Source organism: Bartonella sp. HY038 (assembly GCF_014117425.1).
Taxonomy (GTDB): domain Bacteria; phylum Pseudomonadota; class Alphaproteobacteria; order Rhizobiales; family Rhizobiaceae; genus HY038.
In genome coordinates this window covers 2,830,001-2,852,212 of record NZ_CP059725.1, presented here as the reverse complement: position 1 = coordinate 2,852,212, position 22,212 = coordinate 2,830,001, and the positions used below count along the sequence as shown (strand labels likewise).

Sequence of the window (22,212 nt, the reverse complement as noted above, 5' to 3'; positions counted from 1 at the left end):
TAGCAAAGGTTATTGCTTATAAGTTTCCGGACTTTGGCAGTTGACCGGAATGCAATCCGATTAAGCTCCTGATTAATTTCCAATCCAAAATATTTTTTATTACTTTCAAATGCGTTTTGTCATTTGATTGAATGATGACCTATGCGAGGGATGAATGGCAGTTATCGTAACAACGGGTGGCCCGATTTCAGGCATACCCACAGTTTTAGCACCGCAAATTAAGACGTTTACTGATTTGATCAATAGTATTTCTGACGATCTTGATGACACAAATAATGAATATTTGGCGCAGATCCAAGAAGCAATCTTTTCAGCTATTAGATTTTGTGAGCGTGAACCTTTTTATTTTAATGAAAGTCGTGAGGTGAGTTTTTTTACCAAACAAGATCAGGAATTTTATTCAGCTAATGATAATGAGGCGATTGCGACTCTAGCTGGTCTTTCTCAGGTTTATTGCCAAAGGGATAATAATCACTATGTGTCTTTAACAGCAAAACCGCCGGAGTTTATGGAAACCAACCAAAGCAATATGTGCGGCGAACCTATCTATTATAGTTATTTTGGGCAAAAATTACGGTTTTATCCTATTCCTGACACAGCCTATCAAATAAGATTGCAATTATCGCCGGTGCGATTTCGCAATATTACTTCGGCGAGTGAGCCAAATCCTTGGTTTTATGAGGCTTTTGATTTAATTCGCGCGAGGGCGAAATATGAGCTTTATAAGGACATTTTAAAAGATGGCGATATTGCTGCAAGTGCCTTGAATGATTTTTATGAGCAATTAGCCGCATTAAGAGCCGAGACCTCGCGTCGCAATGGCCGAGGCCGCATCTATCCGACAAATTTTTAGCATTTTTAGGAAAAGAAAACTGCTTTTTTGTCACAAAATGTTTTTGAAAATTGCCTTTTGAAAGGAAAAGTCGATGGCTTTTTTTCCTATTGCTGAATATCGCCCTGATGTTGCTGATATAAATGGTCAATTTACCGATGATATTTGCAATGTTATTCCTGCCGATGGCTCTTATATACCAATGCCTTCTTTTGAAGTTTTTACCGGTAATTTGATGGCAAAGCCGTTAGGTGGCATTGCTGTGCGCGCCGTTGATGGCACAACGCTTATATTTTGTGGTACTGACACTGGTCTTTATATGCTAGATAATACTGATTTAACCTGGAAAAATATTGGTAAAGAGAATTTTAGCTATTCAGCCAATGAAGATGCGCGTTGGAGTTTTGCGGCATTTGGCAATTATGTTATTGCGGTGAATAAAAACGATGCACCGCAAGTCTTTATCATTGGGCAAGCAAGTCGTTTTCGTAATCTTGGTGGTGATCCGCCGCGAGCAGGTTTAGTGCGGGTTTGGGGTGATTTTGTTTGTCTTATGCAATTGCCTGATTTTCCAAACCGTGTTCATTGGTCAGGGCTTAATGACGCTGAATGGTGGACGGTGGGGCAAAAAAATTGTGATTATCAAAATTTTCCCGATGGTGGCAATGTTCAAGGCTCTAGTGAAACAACAAATCCAATTGTATTTTTGCAAACTGCTATTTATCGTGCCACCTTCGTGCCCGGTTCTGACATTATTTTTAGTTTTCAAAAAATTCACGATAAACGTGGTGCGAAGTCAGCCGCTTCGATTGCATGTCGGGGTTCTTATGCTTTTTATGCTGATGAGGGTGGCTTTTTTCAAATAAGTATGGATGGCACAATTAATCCGATTGGCTTTGAAAAAGTCGATCGCAGTGTTTTTTCTAAATTAAATGCCGTTGATATTTCCAGCATGTTTGGTGCCATTGATCCATTTTATAGCCGTGTTTACTGGATTACCGATTATTTGGGAACTGGTATTTTTAGAGAAATGCTGATTTATGATTGGGGCTTGCAACGTTGGTCTTTGGTCAATGTTGAGACTTGCGGCGTTTTACCGATTTATAATGCTGGCTATACGCTTGATGGTTTAGACCGTGTATCAATGAGTCTTGAAGCCCTACCATTTTCATTAGACAGCAAGGCTTGGCAGGGCGGCGCACCGATTTTAGGAGCGTTTTCGGCAGATTATCGCCTTGGTGCATTTTCTGGCACTGGGATGGAGGCGATTGTTTCATCGCAAGAGATTGGCTCAACCGCGGGTAGTGTGCAACGAATTAGCTCAGTGTTTGCGGCCATTGATACCGATCAGGCATTTTTAAGTGTTGGAACACGATTTCGACGTAACCTTTATGACCCAATTCGATGGGGGGTGGAAAAATTGCCTTCTTATAATAGTGGCCGTTATCACATGCGCGCGCGCGGGCGTTTCCATAAATTTAGGTTGCGTGTTCCAGTCGGTGAGGTTTGGAAACATGTAAAGGGTTTTGATGTTGATTTTAATTTTGCGGGGATGCGATGAGCCTATCAATCTATTTAACCAGTGAGTGGAGCTTTGATGAAATTGCGCCATATAGCAAGGCAATAGGCGAAGCCATGAAAAAACTGGAGCAGCGTTTTCCAGACGATATTAGCATTGCCAATCTTGCCCGCAATATTGCCGAGGGGGTTGAGCAGCTATGGCTCATTTTGGATGAAAAAAAGGACTTTGTTGCTTTTGTCACAAGCCAGAGTGAGGAGACTGAAACCGGGCGTAAGCGTTTGCTTTTATTAGAATTGGCGGGTGAGGGTGGACCATTTATAGCCGATTTGATTAAGACAATTGAAGTTTGGGCGCGAAATAATGGCTTTGATGAAATTTGCCCGATTGGGCGATTAGGTTGGCGCAAAGCTTTAGCAAAACATGGATATGCGGCAAAGTTTGTCCGCTATTATAAGGAGCTTTAATATGGGTGGTAGCACAAGTAAAAACAGTAAGAGCGAACAAAAACAAACGGAAAGCCAGACCAATGCGCCGCCAGCTTGGTCGCAAGCTTTGTTTCAGCAAGGGGCAAGTGATGCTCTTTCGGCCTATCAAAATGGACAAGGCGGTAATGTTTATCAAGGGCAGCGTGCTGCAGATTTAAGTGATACAACAAAATCTGCCATTGATGGTTTAAATGCAAGCGCTAATAATTTTAACAATGATTATCTTCGCCAATTGATGAATAATCCTACCTCAAGTGCTAGTAATTTAACAAAAATGGCATCAGGTGATTTAATTGGCAATAATAGTGCTTTTAACGAAGCATTACAAAATACGTTGAATAATACTGCCACTACCATTAATAGCCAGATGGCAGGTGCTGGGCGATATGGCTCGGGTGCGCATTCGGGAGTTCTTGCCAATAATCTAGGCCAAGTTGCAACCTCCGCTTTGTCCAACCAATATAATCAAGATGTAAAAAATATGCTAACTGCCAATAGTCAGATTGACAGTGCTAATCAAGGGCAAGTGGCAGGTGCTGCCAATTATTTAGGTAATGAAAGCAATGCTTGGCGCAACGCATTAAATGGTGGCCAGACGCTTGATGACAACGCGCAGGCGCAAGTTGATGCTGATTGGCAAAAATGGCTTGAAGATGATAACCGTGATTGGAGTAGGCTTAATCTTTTGCAAAATGCGGCAACTGGTTTTTCGGGCAATTATGGCACAAGCAGTGGTTCGAGCCAAAGCCAGACAACCAAAAAGCCAAGCCTGTTGGATACGGCGAAAACCGTTGGTGGTTTGATCGGCAAGTCTGATATTCGCGCCAAAGAGAACATTGTTCAAATTGGAAATCGCAACGGCTATCCGCTTTATGAGTTTAATTATTGTGGGCAGCCACAACGTTATCGCGGCGTGATGGCGCAAGATGTTTTATCGATTAAACCGCAAGCGGTGTTGATTGATGAAAGTGATGGTCTTTATTGTGTCGACTATAGTGAGATCGGCTTTGCTATGGAATTAGTCCATTAGAGCGTTTTCCGAAAAGTGTGAAGCGGTTTTCGGACAAAAACGCGGTGTATACAATGGATTAGAGCGGTGATCTGATCCAATCAGATCGAAATGCGCTCTAAACTTGCCTAAAAAGGCTTTTTAAGTTTTTCCCTTAATAATTTGGAGATGGTGATGAGCACAATTTATGATTGGTCGCTCAATGCGGCAAATAATGCTAATGCCGATGATATTATCAATTGGTCGGAAGGGCAGCCACCAAGTTCGGTAAATAATTCGGCGCGGGCAATGATGCAGCGTATTCGCGAATATATCGCCGATATTGGTGGCACACTGATCGCTGGCGGAAGTGCAAATAGTGTGGAATTACGCAGCAATGCAACGATAACTAGCCTTTTTGATGGTATTTTGGTGCGGTTTCGAGCAGTTGGCAATAATAATGGTAATGCGACCTTAAATTTGAATGGTCTTGGTGCACGTCCAATATTTCAATCTAATTTTAATGGTGTAACTGCTTTAGTAGGTGGTGAAATTAAAATTGGTGGTATTTATGAGGTGGTTTACCAACAAAGTTTGAATAATGGCGGCGGGGGCTGGTTTTTAGCAGCGCCAACACCGAGCCAAGCCATTCCTACAGGTATGATTGCACCTTTTGCTATGGCGTTTGCGCCAACTGGCTGGCTTGAATGTAACGGCGCCGCAGTTTCACGTACTGTTTATCCTGCTTTGTTTAATGCCATTGGTGGCACTTGGGGGTGGGGTGATGGGCAAACCAGTTTCAATCTACCTGATTTTCGTGGGGTGTTTTTACGCGGTTGGGACCATGGACGTGGAATTGATAGTGGCCGTGCTTTTGCAACGTTTCAAGATAGCCAAAATCGCGCCCATAATCATGGTGGGGTGACAAGTACCAATGGTAACCATAATCATAATTTTACCTATAGATATATAGACGTTGTTGCTGCTGGCAACTTTGGGTATAACGCGTTTGTTCCTGGTGTGCGTGAAGAAACACGCACCACAACAACTAATGGCGATCATAATCATACCATTAATTCTGATGGTGGTAATGAAGCACGCCCAATTAATCTTGGTATTTTATATGCGATAAAGGTGTAAAATGAGTGCAAGTCAAACACCTTTTGCAATTTCGGGCATTAAAGAGCCGGAAAAAATTCGCGTAATTATCTATGCTAATAATGAAATGGTGCATGCGCCACTTAATGCGGTTTTAAAAGCTGGTATAACAAGTGGCAGCAATGAAAATGGGGACTTTGTGCGATTTGCTGATGGTACGCAGCTTTGCTGGGCAAATTCTGTATCGTCAGTAAGGCGTAGCGATAATCAATCCTTTGATGAATGGATTTTTCCAGCTGCTTTCGTGTCAACACCAGTTGTGACAATTACGCCATTGGCAGTGCAAAATAATAGTTCTGTGCTTATTAGTGAGATTGACAGAGCAAAAGTACTGTTTAGTCGTAATGCCAATGAGTTAACCAGTAATATGAAGCCGCCGCAAAGAATGGCCATAGGCCGTTGGTTTTAAAATCATCATTATAATTTATCTGCCGCTTTAAGCGGCTTTTTTATGGAGTTAACCTATGGCTGTTCCCTATCACACCCATAATTTTGAATTGCCAGCCGCAACCAAACAAGAGGTGGTGGCAGGAATTGCAGTTGATAAAGTTGTAGTGCCAGCTAGCCTTGGCAGTGCTGCAGTAGAAGATGTTTCGGCTTTTGCAACATCTGAACAGGGCTTAAAAGCTGATCGGGCGGTTAATCCAGATCGTAAAATTATTGCTGGCAATGGTTTGCAAGGTGGTGGTGATTTTAGTGAGGATAGAACCCTTAATCTATCAGAGGCAACTTTAAATGCTTTGGATAAAGCAAATGATGCCGCTTCTAGATTTTTAATTCTATCTCCTGGACGCGGTTTGACAGGCGGTGGTACCTTAAGTGATCGCAGTATTGAATTTTCATTAAATTCTTCCAGTCTCGCTGCGATAGCTAAGGCACAAACATCTGTCCAGCCTGCTGATCTTGGCGCATTGGCTAGCAAAAGTAAAATCGTTGTTGCTGATATTACTGCAAGTGGAACTGCCAATAATGCGAGCTTTTTACGCGGTGATGGGAGTTGGGCCACAATTACCGCAAGTGGATCGGGAGGTGGATCAGGTGGTGGAGATATGACCAAATCGGTCTATGATCCTGCCGGTAAAAATGCTGATGCATTTAATATGGATAATATGGTTGCTGGCACAACCAACAAAATTTTTACTACAAGTGATAAGGCATTATTGGATAATGCGGCAGCTAAAACGGTTCAAATTTCCTCTGGCACTGGTCTAACCGGTGGCGGTACTTTGAGTGCGAGCAAGATTGAATTGTCACTTAATGCGACAAGTATTGCCGCGATAGCTAAGGCGCAAACATCTGTCCAGCCTGCCGATCTTGGCGCATTAGCCAGCAAAAGTAAAATCGTTGTTGCCGACATTACTGCTACTGGTACTGCCAATAGCGCGAGCTTTTTACGCGGTGATGGGAGTTGGGCCACAATTACCGCAAGTGGATCGGGTGGTGGATCAGGTAGTGGAGATATGACCAAATCGGTCTATGATCCCAATAATGTGGCAGCAGATATTTATGACGCTGATAACCTTAATGAAGGGAGCCGCAATCTATTTTTACGTACAACTGAACGGCGTGCAATTGTTGCTATTTTAGCTGCACAGCGCAGTTTAATTGGCCAGATTGCCTTTTTTCCTGCTAATAATCCGCCATCTGGTTGGTTGAAGGCCAATGGCGCATTGATATCAAGAATATCATACCCTGACCTTTGGGCTTTTGCCACGGAAACAGGTGCTGTTGTTAGTGAGAGTGACTGGCAGGCCGGTGCCCAAGGGTGCTTTTCTTACGGCACGGGCGAAGTGTCGATGTTTCGAATTCCTGATTTGCGTGGTGAGTTTTTGCGTAGCTTTGATGACGGACGCGGCATTGACACCGGGCGTGGAATTGGTACGGCGCAGGGGGACGCGATACGTAATATTACTGCAAGATTGGGGTCTTCTAGCGCTGTGCCATGGCAAGCTGCGAGCGGCGCCTTTTCGCTTAATAATCCGTCAGGCTTTCGTTTTATTAATCCATCCGTTCCAACACCGGGCAGTATACTTACATTTGATGCGTCAAGTGTTGTTCCTACCGCAGATGAAAATCGCCCACGCAATATCGCTTTATTAGCTTGTATTCGTTATTAAGGTTAAAATTATGAACGCACCAAAAATTTATAATTATCATCCAAGTAGTCTTGAATATTTAGGGACAACTTTTGCAGATCGCTCGCCAATGGAGGAGGGTGTTTGGTTGTTTCCCGCCTTTTCAACCTTGCAGTCACCGCCAAAATTTAAAAAAAATCAAAATGTTGTTTTTTTGCCTGAACAAGATAAATGGCAAATTATTGCAGATTATCGCGGTGACGTTTGGTTTGATAGCAATGGCACCAAGGTGGAAATTACTACCTTGGGTAACCCTGCCGAAATTGGACTTTTGCGCCAACCGCCAAAAATAGATCAACAGAAAGTTGGGCAAGAAAAAGTCTATCCTGTTTTAACTGCGCGGCAAATCCGTTTGTTATTACGCAAGCTTGATAAATTGCCCCTTGTGCAAGGCGTGATCAACACTCTGCCATCGCCTAAAAAAGAAGATGCGCAAATAGAGTGGGATTATGGTTTGAGTTTTGACCATGAGCATTTCTTAGTTCAGCATATTGTGAGTGGTTTGGCGCTTGACTGGGATAGTTTTAATGAAGCTTGGCATGAATTTTCCAACATATAATTGGGGATAGATTCTTATCCTAGAAAGGTGATTTCGTGACTAGAAAAATTAATCAACAAGGGTTGGATCACATCAAACGTTGGGAAGGTTTACGCCTAAACGCTTATCAAGATAGTGCCAATATTTGGACAATTGGCTATGGTCATACTGGCATGGCAGGTGATCCATATGTACGGCCAGGTATGGTAATTACCGATGTTGAGGCCACTCATATTTTAATGCGTGATTTAAGGCAATTTGAACAGGCGGTTGAACAAGCAGTTAAAGTTAAACTGAATGATAGCCAATTCGCAGCCCTTGTTTCATTTGCCTATAATGTTGGGGTTGGGGCTTTTAAAAAATCGTCTTTGCTTAAAAAATTAAATAAGGGCGATTATGAAGCGGTGCCGATGGAATTGATGAAATGGGTTAATGCCGGCGGTAAACGCTTGCAAGGACTGGTTAATCGACGATCTGCGGAAGGTGGTTTATGGGCAAAGGGCGAATTTGTTTCATCCAATTATATCAAACCGCAGCCAATTAAGGATAATCCTTTGACCAAGCCAGAAGTGATTGCCCCCATATTGGGAGCTGCATCAGGATTAACCGGTTTTGCGAGTGGCGGGGGACCTTTTCAATGGGCTTTAGCCATTGTTATGGTAGTTGCTGCCTTTATTGGTGCAGCTTTTTTTATTCGCCGTATCAAAAAGGAAAATACCTAAATGATTTGGCCTTACAAAATTGGCATCATTGCTGTTTGTCTATTTGCCGCCGCATCAAGCGGCTTTTTTTATGGGCGCAATTTTGAGCGCGAGGCGGCGCTTGAAATTGCGGTTAAAGCTTACCAATTAGCGAGTAAAATTCAAAATGAAGTTGATCTATATAGCGATTATGCTTTGTGCCTTGCCCTTAATGGGGTGTCAAAGCCGTTCCCCAAAAATGATCCATGCGAGGCTCTCTTGCGCAGGGTGGACGCCACCGCCGAAAATAAATGAGCCAGCCCAATTGGTTTTGAAAGAGCCGCTACTTAGCAAATGGCTTGTGGTAACCAATCGCTTTGGCCAAAAGCAAGGCTGTTGGAAGTAAAGGAAAAAAAGATGCCCTTGTTAGAGCGTTTTCCCAAAACTGTGAAGCGGTTTTCGAACAAAAACGCGGTGTAAACAATGGATTAGAGCGCCAATCAGATCGAAATGCGCTCTAAAAGGCATCTTTTTAAATATACCTACATGATGTGATTAATCATCATATTCTTGGCCGGTAATATTGCCTTGATTGTCAACGCGAAGCTCAAGGCGCTGGTTGTTTCTGTCTGTCACCTCAACTTCCCAGCCGTAATATTTTTGGTCAATATCACGAATTTGATAGCCCGCTTGTTCAATTTTACTGGCAAGCTGTGAGGTGCTGATGCGGGCACTTGTTTGTGCAGGATAGGGCGCATTTTGCGCATAAGAAGCGGACGCTAAACCAGCAACACCAATTGCAGCTATTGCAGAGGTAACAACAAGGGCTCGTAAAGTTTTAACTGACATTTTTCATCTCCATGATTGAGTTTGTTTAAGATTTTGTTTGATGAAACTTATCTAGCATGATTCCCCTGACGCCAATCTCACATGAGCCGTCAGCGTTCTGACAGGAAGTAAAACCTGTTTTTTTAACTGTAGAAAGATATAAAATGCCTGAGAGAAATATTCCGCCTGATTGGTATCTAACGCTATTTGGGCTTTTTTGGACGGGGCTTGCCGGCAGTCTTGGTGCTGTTTTACGGCAAATAACTGGCCCAAAACAAAGTTGGTTGAAACGATTAAGTGAATGGATTGGTGGGGCTATCTGTGCCGTTTATATGACGCCAACGGTCACCCATATTTCACTACATCTTTTAAATAAGTTTGATTTAATTGAACAAGGAGCAATATTATCACCTGAAAGTATAACTGGCCTTGCTGGTCTTATGTGTGGTGCGTTGGGCATAACTTTGATTGAAAGCTTAGTTATTATTATCAAACATTTTAGGCGAAAAATTACGAGTTAAGACTAGTATTATAGCCTTAACCCGCTTTTTACTTTTTATAAAATGCTAAATAAAACTACTTCCAAAGTGTTTTATGAGACATTTAGGATAATTATCGAGATAATTTTGCTGCTATTTCGCTAACATGTTTGCCAAGATATTGAGCGGTGAGTAAATCATTCATTTTAGGGGTGATTTCTGGTGATGCATCACTTGATTGTGCCATCGCACCTAACCAGCTGCCAATTGGGTTTAAATCAGTATCAGCAGTTCCTGCCATCAGACCTAGATTTACCCATATCATCCCTTGTTGAGCAGCAAAAAGACTCATTGTCATAAGGCTATTAAGTTTATCGCCATGTAAAGCACCAGATGTTGTAAAGCCTGCTGCAAGTTTGTTTTGCCAAGCTTGTTTGATAAAAGCAGGGCGGGTTGACTCTTCCATAAATTGCTTAAAACGTGCGCTAATTGTTCCGTTATATGTAGGGGAGCCGAAAATAATTGCATCGGCTTCTTCCAATAACGGCCAAGGTGTTGCCTCATCACTAAGTTTAATTTCAAAGACTTCGGCGCCTTGCACTTCCTTCGCACCTTTTGCTACATATTGGGCAAGTTTTTCTGTATGGCCAAAGCCACTATGATAAACGATTGCAATCTTCATGATGTGATATTCCTTAAATTATATTGTTTAGATTGAAAAAAATTGGTGAACAGAGAAATTGGTTTAAGAAGATGGTAGTGTAAGCCCTTCAACCAGATAGGCGTTGGTTTTTCCTGCTTTATGGCGTAACGGTATAATTTTTTGATAGGCCTTAGAGTAATACCAATTTTTTGCATGCTGCATTGACGGAAATTCTAAGATTACAATAGCTGCATTTGCTATTGACTCTCCTTCCAATGGAATTGTTTGATTATTGCGTACAATCAGTTTGCCGTTAAAAGGTATTAAAGTTGCCAGAACTTGCGATGAATAAGTTTGCATAGGTTCTAAATCATTTAACCAAAACTCGGCGACAAAATAGGCTGGTTTATTTTCAACTATTAAAGATGTGTCTTGCATTTTTATCATTCCTGCGGGATGTGCGTGATGAATGATTAAATATCTTGATTTTGAAAAATAACTAGTCGTATTACAATCATTGAACTTATGAATGCCATTCATTAATGGTGATAGCGCAAAGCTTGTACGAGAAGGTTAAAGGCGGCTGTATGATGTCGGCGGCTTGGATAATATAAATAATAACCTGGAAATGGCTGACAAAATTCTTCAAGAACGCTGATTAAGTGGCCCGATGTGATATAGTTTTTAACTATGTCATGCGGAATGTAAGCAAGACCGAAGCCGTCAAGGGCTGCAGTTAATATTTGCGGGTAGGTATTGAAGGTAAGTTGCCCTTTCACTCGTATTTTGACGGTTTTTTCGTCCACATCAAATTCCCAAGGATAAAGTCCGCCTGATGTGGGCAACCGCAAATTGATACAATTTTGCTGATCTAAATCTTCTAGATTTTTTGGTTTTGGAAAATGTTTAAAATAAGAAGGCGTTGCAACGACCGCCATATGCATATTTGGCCCTATACAAACGCCAATCATATCCTTGGCAAGATGCTCACCTAGACGGATACCCGCATCAAAGCGGCTGCTTACAATATCAACAAGACCGTAATCACTGCTAATTTCAATATTTATATTGGGGTATTTTTCTAAAAATATTTTTAATTTAGGCCAGAGAACATATTGTGCGGCAAGATCGACTGTTGTTAAGCGAATAGTTCCAGATGGTTGGCCGCTTAATTGGGTGATGGTTTCAAGTTTTTCTTCAACTTCTTGCAACAAGGGAAAAACATCTTGAATAAGCTGCTCACCAGCTGGCGTTACTGCAACGCTTCGGGTTGTGCGCGTTAAAAGCCTTAAATTCATTCGCGCTTCAAGTCCACGTATAGCGTGACTAAGCGCGGATTGAGTAAGGCCAAGTTGGCTTGCCGCCCGTGTAAAGCTCTTTTCTCTTGCAACAACAAAAAACAACAAAAGATCATGGATGTTTTCACGTAACATTGTATTATCCGCTTAATTTCTTTAGCCTTTTGGGCAGTGAGGTATTTAAAAACGCCATGCTCATTTTAATGTTTACGCATAAAATGCAGTTTTATTGCGCGTATTATACCATCCAAACCGTGTAAATATGAATAATAAAATGATTGGCTTTTGTATATCAACCAAAATCAAAATTAGCATATTCTTGCGCGAGTTCTTCCAATATAAGGTTTCGACCGCTACCTGGAATCATTTCGCGGCCGATCTCCATAATAACTGGTAGCGCAAGCGGTGATATATGGGCGCAGTGGTGATGGTGAATATGATTTTTAATCCGTGCCAGCATATCACCAAGGCGTGCTATATCTAAAAGGCCATGGGCGGCATCTTGACGGGTTGCTTTTAATAAAATGTGGTCTTTTTGATGATTGCGTAAAACGTCATAGACAAGATCAGTTGAAATGGTGACTTGCCGACCCGTTTTCATCGTACCAAAATGGCGGCGATTAATAAGCCCTGAAATGATCGCGCAATTTCGAAAAGACCGTTTCAATAAATGGCTGTCTTCAAGCCATGCCTCAAGGTCATCGCCCAACATGTCTTCACTCAATAATTCGCTTAAATCTAACTGCCTTGATGCAATAGCTTGATTTAAATCATTAAGCCCCCAAAGAGCAATGGAATAATCGGTTGCGACAAAGCCAAGTGGATTAAGCCCCATGCGGTCTAGACGCTTTGTAAGCAACATGCCAAGGGTTTGATGAGCAAGACGGCCTTCAAAGGGATAGGCGACGAGGAAATGCTGCTTTTTTTCTTGAAATGTTTCAATTAATAATTCGTTTTGTGCTGGCAAAATTGATTTTTGTTGTTGCATTTCTAGCCAATGCCGCACAGCCTCTGGCAATTTATGCCAGCTTTGCGGCTTGGCAAGCATGGCCCGTACTTGGGCCGCAAGAAAGGTTGATAGTGGAAACTTACCGCCAGCATAGGATGGAATGCGCGCCTCATGCTTTGGTGAAAGCGAAACAAAACATTGATTATCCCTTATACCTTCAAAGCGCAAAACATAGCCTGCAAAAAAAAATGTATCACCATTTTCTAAGGATTCAACAAAGCCTTCTTCGATTTTGCCAAGCTGCTTGCCACCATAAGACGTGCGCTTCAGGCTGCCTTTTTTGATAAGGCGCACTTGCAATTCAGCCGCTTCAATGATTGTGCCGATGTTCAAGCGATATTGCTGGGAAATTTTTGCATTGCTAACCTGCCAAAGCCCATCCTTATTTTTGCGAATTTTGGCAAAGTTTTCATAGGCTTTTAAAGCATAGCCACCGGTTGCGACAAAATCCAATATGCGGTCAAAGTCAATGCGGGATAGATTTTTGTAATGAATGCTTGAGGTAACTTCATCATAAAAATCATCTGCATCAAAAGGCGCGGCAATGGCCATGCCAAGCACATGTTGGGCTAAAACATCTAAAGCACCCTTGCTAATATTTGGGCTATCTTGCGCGCCGATATAATTGGCATCAAGGGCTGCTTGACATTCTAGCACTTCAAAGCAATTTGCTGGCACAAGGATTGCTTTACTTGCCTCATCAAGGCGGTGGTTAGAACGACCAATGCGCTGGGCAAGGCGGCTTGCCCCCTTGGGTGCGCCAATATGGACAACAAGATCGACATCGCCCCAGTCAATACCAAGATCAAGGGTAGAGGTTGCAACAATTGCTTTAAGGCTATTGCGGCTCATCGCTTCTTCAACCTTGCGCCGACGGGCAACATCTAGCGAGCCGTGATGAAGGGCAATGGGTAAATTGTCTTCATTTAAGCGCCATAATTCTTGAAATACCATTTCAGCCTGTGATCGGGTATTCACAAATATAAGCGTTGTTTTTGCAGTTTTGATGATATCATAAATATCTGGCAGCGCATAACGGGCTGAATGACCTGCCCAAGGCAATCTTGCATGAGATTTCAAAATGGTGATTTGCGGGGGAACGCCACCTTTTACAGTGACCAATTCGGCAAGGTTATTTCTTAACGATGCGCAAGTTTGCGGCACAAGCCAGCCACGTAGATCATTTGGATCACTAACTGTTGCTGAAAGACCGATGGTTTGTAAATTGGGTTGGAGTTTAAACAATCGCGCCAAGCCTAAGGATAAAAGATGGCCGCGCTTTGATGTGTGTAGGGCATGGAGTTCATCAAATATGACGAATTTTAAATCTTCAAAAAAGCGTTTTGCATCTTTTGCTGCGAGCAATAAAGCGAGCTGCTCGGGCGTGGTTAATAAAATATCAGGCGGGGTAATTTTTTGACGTTGGCGTTTATGCTGCGGTGTATCACCGGTGCGCGTCTCTATCGATATATCAAGCGCCATTTCTGCTATTGGTATTGTAAGATTGCGGTGAATATCAACGGCAAGTGCTTTTAGGGGCGAAATATAAAGCGTATGAATACCCGTAATCTTTTTGGTTTTTGTACGCGATAGGTTGAATAATGAAATGAGCGAAGGTAAAAAGCCGGCCAAAGTTTTACCTGCACCTGTTGGCGCAATAAGTAAAGTTGATAGGCCTTTTTCAGCCTTTTCAATGAGGGCGAGTTGATGGGGGCGTGGCTGCCAGTTTTTTTGTAAAAACCAATCTCTAAATTTTTCTGGTAAAAGATTAATTTTATCTATAGGGGCAGGAATATTAATTTCTGTCAAATAAGCCATCCATTGTTGTAATTATTTATAAAGTAAGAAATGTGATGCATTTTGACAATGGAATTGTTGAATGCCGGTTTGCTAAAGACAAAAAATAGACTAGATTTAAAAAAATTAGGAAATCTTATGAAGCTTTATGTCATCAATCTTGATCGCACACCAGAGCGCTTAAAACGTTTGCAGGAAATTTTTGGTGACTTGCAGCTTGAGTTGACGCGGGTTGCTGCAATTGACGCGCAAAATTTAAATGATGATGATGTAAACGAAATACAAAAAAATAATATATGGACGGAGCCTTTAACCAAGGGTGAAATTGCTTGTTTTTTAAGTCATGCCCGCGCGTTGCAGCTTATTGCAGACGGTGATGATGAATATGGCGCTATATTTGAGGATGATGTCGAGCTAGGTGAGGGCGCGCGAGATATTTTGCAAGATGACCAATGGATTATTGAGCATTTTAGCAAAAATAATTTAGAGCGTTTTCCGAAAAGTGTGAAGCGGTTTTCGGACAAAAAACGCGGTGTAAACAAAGGATTAGAGCGCCGATCTGATCCAGTCAGATCGAAATGCGCTCTAAGTAATGCGCCCTGCGATATAATCAAACTTGAAACATCTGGCAAAAAAGTTTGGCTGGGTGAGGGGCAAAAAATTGGTTGTTTTAAGGGGCAAGAATTTTATCTTGCGGAATTAAAATCAACTCATATCATGGCGGCTGCCTATATTGTTTCAAAACAGGCTGCGCAAAAATTATTAGTGCAAATGCAGCATGTAAGTGCGCCTTTTGATCATTGGTTATTTAATTTTGATTATGGCATTATCGATAAATTGAAAGCCTATCAGCTTGATCCTGCCATTGCTATACAAGCTAAATTACCAAGCACGTTGCAAGGTGAGCGAAGTCAAATCACCACAGCCAAGAAAGTTAAACGCACTAAAGCACAAACCATTAAACGCGAATTATGCCGGTTGGTAAAGCGCAGCAAGACGGGGCTTTGGGGATTGGGTATTAATCTATTGACTAAGACCCGCTGGAAACGCGTAGCCTTTGCAAAGAAAAGCTGAATAATTAGCCTTTATAGGCTGGTGTCACTAAATAGATCTAATCGATAAGGATTAAGGCGACGCTCGTCACCACGGCGAATGGTAACGCCATGTCGGTCAAAAAATTCAAGCAATAAAATAGCTATTTTTCGACCATTGTCTAAGCGATCACGTAAATCCGCAGCAACGAAAATGCCTTTTTCTTTTTGGCTGGCAATATCTCGCATGATGTCGATAATTTGGGCTAGCACTGGCTTTGGAAAAAAATAGTCTTGCGCGACTTCGTAAACGCGCCCCATGCGGCTAGATGCTTTCAAAATAGCACGCATATGGCTTTCATCAATGGTTAGATCATTGGCAAAATCACGGGTGCGCGGTGGTTTAAATCGCAAATCACCGTTTAAAATCGGGGAAATTTTTTGAAAAATTGCCTCATCTTCTGCGGATAAATGTGCTTCATGACCAAAAAGCCCAACCCATGCGCCAAAAATTCGATATTGTTTTTGTTTAATGCCTTCTTGCAGCAAAAGACGGAAAAAAGGTGCTTTTAACTCGGGCGCAGTTTGACGGCGCAATTGCTCTAGCCCGATGCCTTGCAAATCTGGCTCGGTCGCATGAAAATCAGTTAAAATAGCACTGACTTTTTCATTTATTGCTGCAAAATAAGTATCACTTAAAATGACAGTGCCGTCATTGGTGGCAATTTTTTTAACTTTGACAATGGTTAAAAGATCTTCGGCTTCTTTATCGGTTAAATTACGGGCGCGGCAAAATTCTTGCCAATTGACAAAAAATGGCTCAATTGCAAGGAGGGCGGTTAAAGCCTCAGCATGATTGCGATTTTCTAAAGCGTCAAGAATTGCCAGGCGCTGAGGGCTGCGTCTTTTGCGCGCTGGGGCAAAGGGATCAATAATAAAACCGCCGCCAATGGTTCTGCTTGCCGATGTATCACGAATAATAAAATGGTCAAAACTGGCGGCAATAATTGGTTCTTCACTGACTATTTGCACTAATGGCTTGCTATTTGGTGTGCCTTCATCACTTTCCAAAAAAACAAGTCGGGCAGCCATATCGCGCGCTCCATGGTGAAAGCGCACTGAAAACCATTGTTGCAAATTCTTTTTTTCATTGTTTAAGACTTGAAGCCTTACATCAAAGCGGTTGGTTGGTTGATCTAAAAAAGGATCAATCACCATATCGCCACGTTTGATACGGTCTAATGTAAGCATATCGCCAACAAGATTTAATGCTGCGCGGTCGCCGCTAATCGCCTGTGACTTTTCTTCATTTTGAACATGAAGCGTGCGAATGCGCCCTTTATAATGATGTGGCGCCACAACGATGTCGTCATTTTTATGGATTTGCCCCGATAAGACGCTGCCAGTAATAACTGTTCCTGCGCCCTTAACGCTAAAGGCGCGATCAATGGTTTGACGAAAACGCCCAGCAATTGGGCGATGTTTAAATTCTTGTGCTTCACAACTTAAAAATTGCCAAAGCTCATTAATGCCTTGTCCTGTTAATGATGAGACGGGGAATATTGGCGCATTTTGCAAAAAACTATTTTGAGTATAAAGTTTTGTATTTCTTGCTCAACTGCGATGAGTCGATCTCTATCAACAAGATCAATTTGGGTTAATGCAATTGCGCCTTTGGTAATCCCCATAAGTGATAATATATCAAGATGCTCGCGGGTTTGTGGCATAATGCCATCTTTTGCAGCAATTACCAGCAAAGCAAAATCGATGCTCGCCGCGCCAGTTGCCATGGTTGCAATTAGCTTTTCGTGGCCTGGAACATCTACAAAGCCAAGACGCTCGCCATTTTCAGCTGTTTTATAGGCAAAGCCTAGCTCAATCGTGATGCCGCGTTTTTTTTCTTCAATGAGGCGATCAGTGTCAATGCCAGTAAGCTTTTTTGACAAGGCTAGTTTTTCCGTGATCAATATGGCCAGCGGTTCCAATAATCATAAATCAAGTAATCCAAAATTGGCGGCAAAAGCCTGTGGTTCTTCCAATGTGCGTAAATCAAGCATAAGGCGATTGGCTTTCATACGACCAATGACCGGCACAGGTAGTTCGCGCAATTTTTGCGCCAATTGATTAAGGCTTAAGGTTTCATTTCCCGTGCTCTCGATTGCAATGGCAATGCTTGGCAGGGTTTGTGCCGGGCTTGCACCAGAGCCGACCTCACTTTCGCATGGTAGTATTTCGGCATTGAAGAAATCACCAAGGCTATTTTGTATGTCTGGCAATAACAATCCGGCCATTTCAGCAATGTCCTGACGCTTTCTTGCCAAAAAGCGTAAGGTTGGAATATTTTTTAGCATCAGGCTTTCATTCTTGTAGCAATGCAAAGTAGCTTCAAGGGCCGCAATGCGTATTTTATCCATGCGTAAAATACGTTTTAATGGATTGCGATTAATGCGCGCAATAAGCTCAGCCTTACCAACAATAAACCCAGCTTGGGGGCCCCCCAATAATTTGTCGCCTGAAAAACTAACAAGATCAGCACCTGCTTCGACCACTTCGCGGATACATGGTTCTGCCTGTAAGCCAAATTGTCGAAGATCAATAATATTGCCCGAGCCAAGATCTTCATAAAGCGGCAGTCCCGCATCATGCGCAATATTGGCGACTTCTTGAGTTGAAACGCTTTTGCTAAAACCTTGAATGACAAAATTTGAGGTATGGACTTTGGCTATTGCAGCAGTTTCTTCACTAATTGCATTAATATAATCCGCGCGATGGGTGCGGTTAGTCGTGCCTATTTCACGTAAAGTAACGCCGGCTTTTTCCATGATGTCTGGCATGCGGAAAGCGCCGCCAATTTCAATCAATTCACCGCGCGATATAATCACTTGCCGGCGCCCTGACTTTAACTCCCCCAACATGTTGAGGCTAATAAAAACAGCGGCAGCATTATTATTAACTAGGGTTGCATCTTCAGCGCCAGTGAGTTCGCAAATTAATTGGCGCAGATGGTCATCTCGCTCCCCTCTGCTGCCGCTTTTTAAATTATATTCAAGCGCAACTGGATTGCGCATAGCATCACTTGCGGCTGCAATGGCCGCATCGGATAGAATTGCACGGCCAAGATTGGTATGCAAAATGGTGCCCGTAAGATTATAGACTGGCCGTAATTTCGATATGGATTCGCTTTCAAGTCTTGCAAGAACCAGTCCTGCAAGAAGTGCCGTATCGCGCGCTGGGCGTCCAGCTTTTATCACTGAGCGTTCATTGTCGATAACTGATCTAATCGCTTCAACTGTCGCCTTATGGCCAAAGCTTTTTAATGCATCAGCCAAAAGATTGTGTGAAAGTAACAAATCAACCGAAGGCAGCTTTGAAAACACAACCACTATCCTTTATCAAAATCCATATAAAAATGGATTAAAAGCTCCGCGAACAAAGCGGCCTTCTTGTTTAACCAAGAGATCAAGAGCTAGCGACCCAATATCATCTGCAAAAACATCTAGATTAACATCTTTTTGCGCATCGGTCATTTTGCAATATTTGCCGCAATCTCTACAGCTTTCTACTAAAATACTACCAGGCCCATCAGCAACTTCACCATATTCAACAGCACCGGTTTCACCGCAAAATGTGCATTTTATGCGAACGTAATTCCACATTGTACCGCAATAAAGGCAAGAACAAAAGCGTGTGCCTTCAGCATTTGGCCAATTGACAATTTGCGATGCTGAATGAGTGCCGCCGCAAGCAGGGCATAGGTTTTGTTCAAGCGGTTTGATATTGCTTGCGTCAATTTGTGATGCAGCCAAACTATAAAGCACTTGCAAGCTCGCCAACATAAAAATATGTTCTGGTAATTGATCTTCTTGCAATTTGCGGTCATTAAGATTTTCAGCAATTTCTTTTTGCATCATTTTTGATTTTTTTACCGCGGCAAGAGCTTTCATTGAAGCTTCTGGCATAGTTATTTTTTCGATACGGGCAAAAAGATCTTTGGTAATTTTATTGGCAAGCGGATTTCTATATAATGCTGTGCGGTCAATAATTGGCATGCCAAAGCTTATTTGGCTTTTTTCATCAGTTAAAGACGTAAAACCGTCTTTGAATTTTTGTGCTGTTTCGTGCTGGGCTTTGGTTAAATCGGTTAAGAATTGGATATAGCTTGAAACGGGGTTAGTTGGAGCAAGACGCTCAAAGCGCAAAGCCCTATCTTCAAAAAGGCGATCAATATTGGCAACGCGGCAAACTGGTGGCTCGCGCATGGTTCCAACGGCTGTCATATCACCTTCAAATTTTTTATCACGTGGCATTTTCTATCCAGTAAGTTGATAGTTCTAAAGCGAGTGCTCTAAAACATATAAGAATGTGTGAGTGGCCATGTTTACATGGAAATGCTAAATAGTGCTAGGGTATTTTAGAAAAACTATTAACTTGCCACTTGCTAAAGCCGCAAAAGCGACGAATAATTAGACTATTTTTTACTTTCATTTAGGCTAAATTACGTGCATAAAAATTAAAAGGCATTGTTAAATAACCATGCCTTTTATGTCCATAATGCTGTAATCAGCGTTAAATTATAAAATTCCAAGATTTTGCCAGATAGGTAATGATTGTTCAACGACTTTGGTAAGGTCGGGTTTTAACAAACGAACAGCATCGGCTTCAGTTGGAATGATATCCCCTTCAAAAGATAGGGAATCGCTGCGCTCAATCGCTCTTTTCCAAATTTTCTTGGCAAGATCATTGACGGTTGGCTTGCTGCCATCGGCAAGGGCATCAAAAACAATTAGATCAAAAAAGTTCATTATAAAGCCGTTGCCACTTGCAGCGCAGGCAAGGATGCCCAATTTACGTTCCTGCTCAAGACAGGTTTTGACGTATAGTTTATTGAAGTTTCTTACCTCCTCACGTGATTTCTGCATCTTTATCGGTTTGATGATGTGAACATAATTTGCCGCGAGTAAAAGGCCAATAATTTGTCTTGCATTAGGATTAAGTTCTGGAATTCCGGGAAGTGTTACCAATTCGCCAAGGCTCATTGGTTTCTTTTCCAAAGCATCAAAAATTGGGCCGAACAAGTCTTTGTTAAGACTTAAATCACCGACATGAGAGGCGACAGAGTAAAGGATTTTTTCTTTTGGGACAGCAAGTTGTAAAACACATTTCTTTAATTGCTCAAGCGCTTTTTTTGGCTGTAAGGCAACGGAGCCCCGAGCAAATAGGTCTTTACGAAATTTACGGTTGATAAAATAATCTTTAAGTGTTTCAACTGTTTGTGGGGCAGTCGCCGCCAAAATCTTACTTTGTTTATAAGAAAATGCAAATTCATCAAAATTCTCGATATAGGTACAAATGCCGACATATTTTAGTTTGGCTTCACTAAGATCCTTGGCAACATCGACATGGAATGCGGGGGCCCAATCTTGATTTAAATATTCGTGTGAAAGATATGTGCCGTTATCCGGTAATTTGCGGACAAATTGCTCAGGAATAAAGCGAAGATTTTCGGGTAATAGGTCCTTTATTCTGTGGGCTGCCTTTAATACGCGCTGGTCGCTGCGTCCAGTTTCTTCAAGTGCCAGTTGGAACAGTAATTTTTGAAAAGGGATCACTTCGGACCAAGCAGGAAGGGTATTATAGGACACATAAACAATGCCGCCTGGCTTTAGATATTTTTTTATAAATTGTACGATATATTGGCGGTTTTGCGCGCTTACCCAGCTCCACACGCCATGCAGTGTAATATAATCAAATAAAGGCATACCTTCAGGACAAGGCTCTTCGGCTATTTGCTGGAAAGAGCATTCTTCAAAATGTACATTATTTAAATTGGCTTTTTCAGCCATGCGCCTTGCTTCAAAAATATGGGCAGGGTTAAAATCAAATGCCCAAACATTAGCATTCTTATTCGCTGCGGCAATTAGGAGCGATGTTTCTCCGCGTCCGCAGCCAAGCTCACAATAATTATAATCTGCATCTGCAGGAACTGGCAATTCAATACCGTTTAATTGGCATACCATATCCATATGACTGGGGGTTTGTTCGACATATGTACCTGTTGTATATTCAATATCAGCGACATAACCATCGTGCCACATATTTGTCATGTTTTTACCTTGTTATTGTTTTAGTGTTAATATTAGAATGTTTTTATATTTTAATTTATAGATATTGCCTTGGCATCGGGATTATGTGGTCCTATGTCAGCGGTGATTAAACTTCGCTTGGCGCTTCTCAACAAAAGCAGCCATTCCTTCTTTTTGATCCTCTAGGGCAAAAAGCGAATGGAATATGCGCCGTTCAAACTGTAAACCCTGCTCCAAGGACAGTTCTTCAGCCATTTTGATCGTTTCTTTGGCTAGCATCGCGACCGGACGCGACATGGAGGCAATGGAAATTGCGGTCTTCAAAGCTTCTTCTTGTAAGTTTTCGCTCGGAATAATTCGTGCAACCAATCCGCAGCGTTCAGCTTCTTCTGCTCCCATCATGCGCCCAGTTAAGCACATGTCCATTGCTTTCGTCCGACCGATAAGTTTGGTTAAGCGCTGGGTGGCGCCCATGCCTGGCATGATGCCTAGCTTTATTTCGGGCTGACCAAATTTAGCCGTCTCATCGGCAAGAATAATGTCGCACATCATCGCAAGTTCGCAGCCACCGCCCAATGCATAGCCAGAAACAGCCGCAATTGTGGGTGTGCGCAGATTGCTGAACTTTTGCCATTGGGCAAACCAATCCTGCATATACATTTCTATATAGCTTTGGCTCTGCATCTCTTTAATGTCGGCACCAGCT

General features: G+C 42.2%; 23 protein-coding genes (1 of these 23 running past the window's edge). 12 read left to right on the top strand and 11 right to left on the bottom strand.

Annotated features, from left to right (window positions below; genetic code table 11):
- Positions 1-154: 154 nt before the first annotated feature.
- From H3299_RS12335 to H3299_RS12290, 10 genes are all read left to right on the top strand, one after another.
- Positions 155-853 carry a hypothetical protein gene (locus H3299_RS12335; protein WP_182417944.1) on the top strand — a complete coding sequence of 233 codons (699 nt, stop codon included), beginning with the start codon at positions 155-157 and terminating at the stop codon, positions 851-853.
- Between the two features lie 73 nt (positions 854-926).
- A complete protein-coding gene (locus H3299_RS12330; RefSeq protein WP_182417943.1) occupies positions 927-2,393 on the top strand; it encodes a hypothetical protein in 1,467 nt (488 codons plus the stop codon).
- Entirely contained in the window at positions 2,390-2,818 is a 429-nt protein-coding gene (locus H3299_RS12325; protein WP_182417942.1) for a hypothetical protein, read from the top strand. Before H3299_RS12330 ends, H3299_RS12325 begins: the two co-directional genes overlap by 4 nt.
- A 1-nt stretch (position 2,819) precedes the next feature.
- Positions 2,820-3,869 carry a tail fiber domain-containing protein gene (locus H3299_RS12320; protein ID WP_182417941.1) on the top strand — a complete coding sequence of 350 codons (1,050 nt, stop codon included), beginning with the start codon at positions 2,820-2,822 and terminating at the stop codon, positions 3,867-3,869.
- A gap of 153 nt (positions 3,870-4,022) precedes the next feature.
- Positions 4,023-4,967 (top strand): phage tail protein, encoded by a 945-nt coding sequence (locus H3299_RS12315; RefSeq protein WP_182417940.1) that lies wholly within the window; start codon positions 4,023-4,025, stop codon positions 4,965-4,967.
- A gap of 1 nt (position 4,968) precedes the next feature.
- Positions 4,969-5,394, top strand: a complete 426-nt coding sequence (locus H3299_RS12310) for a hypothetical protein (RefSeq protein ID WP_182417939.1) — start codon at positions 4,969-4,971, stop codon at positions 5,392-5,394.
- Positions 5,395-5,449: 55 nt separating this feature from the next.
- Positions 5,450-7,102 (top strand): phage tail protein, encoded by a 1,653-nt coding sequence (locus H3299_RS15575; RefSeq protein WP_210276104.1) that lies wholly within the window; start codon positions 5,450-5,452, stop codon positions 7,100-7,102.
- Positions 7,103-7,112: 10 nt separating this feature from the next.
- The gene (locus H3299_RS12300) at positions 7,113-7,679 is read left to right on the top strand and encodes a hypothetical protein (protein WP_182417938.1); all 567 of its coding nucleotides are present in this window, start codon (positions 7,113-7,115) and stop codon (positions 7,677-7,679) included.
- A 35-nt stretch (positions 7,680-7,714) separates the two neighbouring features.
- Positions 7,715-8,380 (top strand): lysozyme, encoded by a 666-nt coding sequence (locus H3299_RS12295; protein ID WP_182417937.1) that lies wholly within the window; start codon positions 7,715-7,717, stop codon positions 8,378-8,380.
- A complete protein-coding gene (locus H3299_RS12290) occupies positions 8,381-8,653 on the top strand; it encodes a hypothetical protein (RefSeq protein WP_182417936.1) in 273 nt (90 codons plus the stop codon).
- Positions 8,654-8,893: 240 nt separating this feature from the next.
- On the opposite strand, the gene H3299_RS12285 is transcribed toward H3299_RS12290, so the two are convergent.
- Complete coding sequence (locus H3299_RS12285; protein WP_182417935.1) at positions 8,894-9,187, bottom strand: PepSY domain-containing protein; 294 nt, start codon at positions 9,185-9,187, stop codon at positions 8,894-8,896.
- 143 nt (positions 9,188-9,330) lie between these two features.
- Here H3299_RS12285 and H3299_RS12280 point away from each other — a divergent pair, with 143 nt between their 5' ends.
- Positions 9,331-9,687, top strand: a complete 357-nt coding sequence (locus tag H3299_RS12280; RefSeq protein WP_182417934.1) for a hypothetical protein — start codon at positions 9,331-9,333, stop codon at positions 9,685-9,687.
- A 91-nt stretch (positions 9,688-9,778) separates the two neighbouring features.
- Here the strand turns inward: H3299_RS12280 and H3299_RS12275 are convergent, their stop codons facing one another.
- The 4 genes from H3299_RS12275 to H3299_RS12260 all read right to left on the bottom strand — a co-directional run bounded on the left by H3299_RS12275 (position 9,779) and on the right by H3299_RS12260 (position 14,413).
- Complete coding sequence (locus H3299_RS12275) at positions 9,779-10,327, bottom strand: flavodoxin family protein (RefSeq protein WP_182417933.1); 549 nt, start codon at positions 10,325-10,327, stop codon at positions 9,779-9,781.
- A gap of 63 nt (positions 10,328-10,390) precedes the next feature.
- Positions 10,391-10,726 (bottom strand): DUF1330 domain-containing protein, encoded by a 336-nt coding sequence (locus H3299_RS12270; protein WP_182417932.1) that lies wholly within the window; start codon positions 10,724-10,726, stop codon positions 10,391-10,393.
- 101 nt (positions 10,727-10,827) lie between these two features.
- Complete coding sequence (locus tag H3299_RS12265) at positions 10,828-11,721, bottom strand: LysR family transcriptional regulator (protein ID WP_182417931.1); 894 nt, start codon at positions 11,719-11,721, stop codon at positions 10,828-10,830.
- Between the two features lie 157 nt (positions 11,722-11,878).
- The gene (locus tag H3299_RS12260; protein WP_182417930.1) at positions 11,879-14,413 is read right to left on the bottom strand and encodes a ligase-associated DNA damage response DEXH box helicase; all 2,535 of its coding nucleotides are present in this window, start codon (positions 14,411-14,413) and stop codon (positions 11,879-11,881) included.
- Positions 14,414-14,530: 117 nt separating this feature from the next.
- On the opposite strand from H3299_RS12260, the gene H3299_RS12255 reads away from it, so the two are divergent.
- Entirely contained in the window at positions 14,531-15,466 is a 936-nt protein-coding gene (locus tag H3299_RS12255) for a glycosyltransferase family 25 protein (protein WP_182417929.1), read from the top strand.
- An 11-nt stretch (positions 15,467-15,477) separates the two neighbouring features.
- Here the strand turns inward: H3299_RS12255 and H3299_RS12250 are convergent, their stop codons facing one another.
- From H3299_RS12250 to H3299_RS12230, 6 genes are all read right to left on the bottom strand, one after another.
- The gene (locus H3299_RS12250; protein ID WP_246708077.1) at positions 15,478-17,001 is read right to left on the bottom strand and encodes a SelB C-terminal domain-containing protein; all 1,524 of its coding nucleotides are present in this window, start codon (positions 16,999-17,001) and stop codon (positions 15,478-15,480) included.
- The gene (locus H3299_RS15690; RefSeq protein WP_246708076.1) at positions 16,965-17,369 is read right to left on the bottom strand and encodes a GTP-binding protein; all 405 of its coding nucleotides are present in this window, start codon (positions 17,367-17,369) and stop codon (positions 16,965-16,967) included. Before H3299_RS15690 ends, H3299_RS12250 begins: the two co-directional genes overlap by 37 nt.
- 42 nt (positions 17,370-17,411) lie before the next feature.
- Positions 17,412-18,800: an L-seryl-tRNA(Sec) selenium transferase gene (gene selA, locus H3299_RS12245; RefSeq protein WP_371739544.1), complete on the bottom strand. Its 1,389-nt coding sequence runs from the start codon at positions 18,798-18,800 to the stop codon at positions 17,412-17,414.
- 15 nt (positions 18,801-18,815) lie between these two features.
- A complete protein-coding gene (fdhE, locus tag H3299_RS12240) occupies positions 18,816-19,730 on the bottom strand; it encodes a formate dehydrogenase accessory protein FdhE (RefSeq protein ID WP_182417928.1) in 915 nt (304 codons plus the stop codon).
- A gap of 264 nt (positions 19,731-19,994) precedes the next feature.
- Positions 19,995-21,527, bottom strand: a complete 1,533-nt coding sequence (locus H3299_RS12235) for a class I SAM-dependent methyltransferase (RefSeq protein ID WP_182417927.1) — start codon at positions 21,525-21,527, stop codon at positions 19,995-19,997.
- 96 nt (positions 21,528-21,623) lie between these two features.
- On the bottom strand, positions 21,624-22,212 hold the 3' portion of the coding sequence (locus H3299_RS12230; RefSeq protein WP_182417926.1) for an enoyl-CoA hydratase. 242 nt of this gene lie beyond the right edge of the window; the window shows 589 of its 831 coding nt (coding positions 243-831); its start codon lies beyond the right edge, outside the window; it ends in the stop codon at positions 21,624-21,626.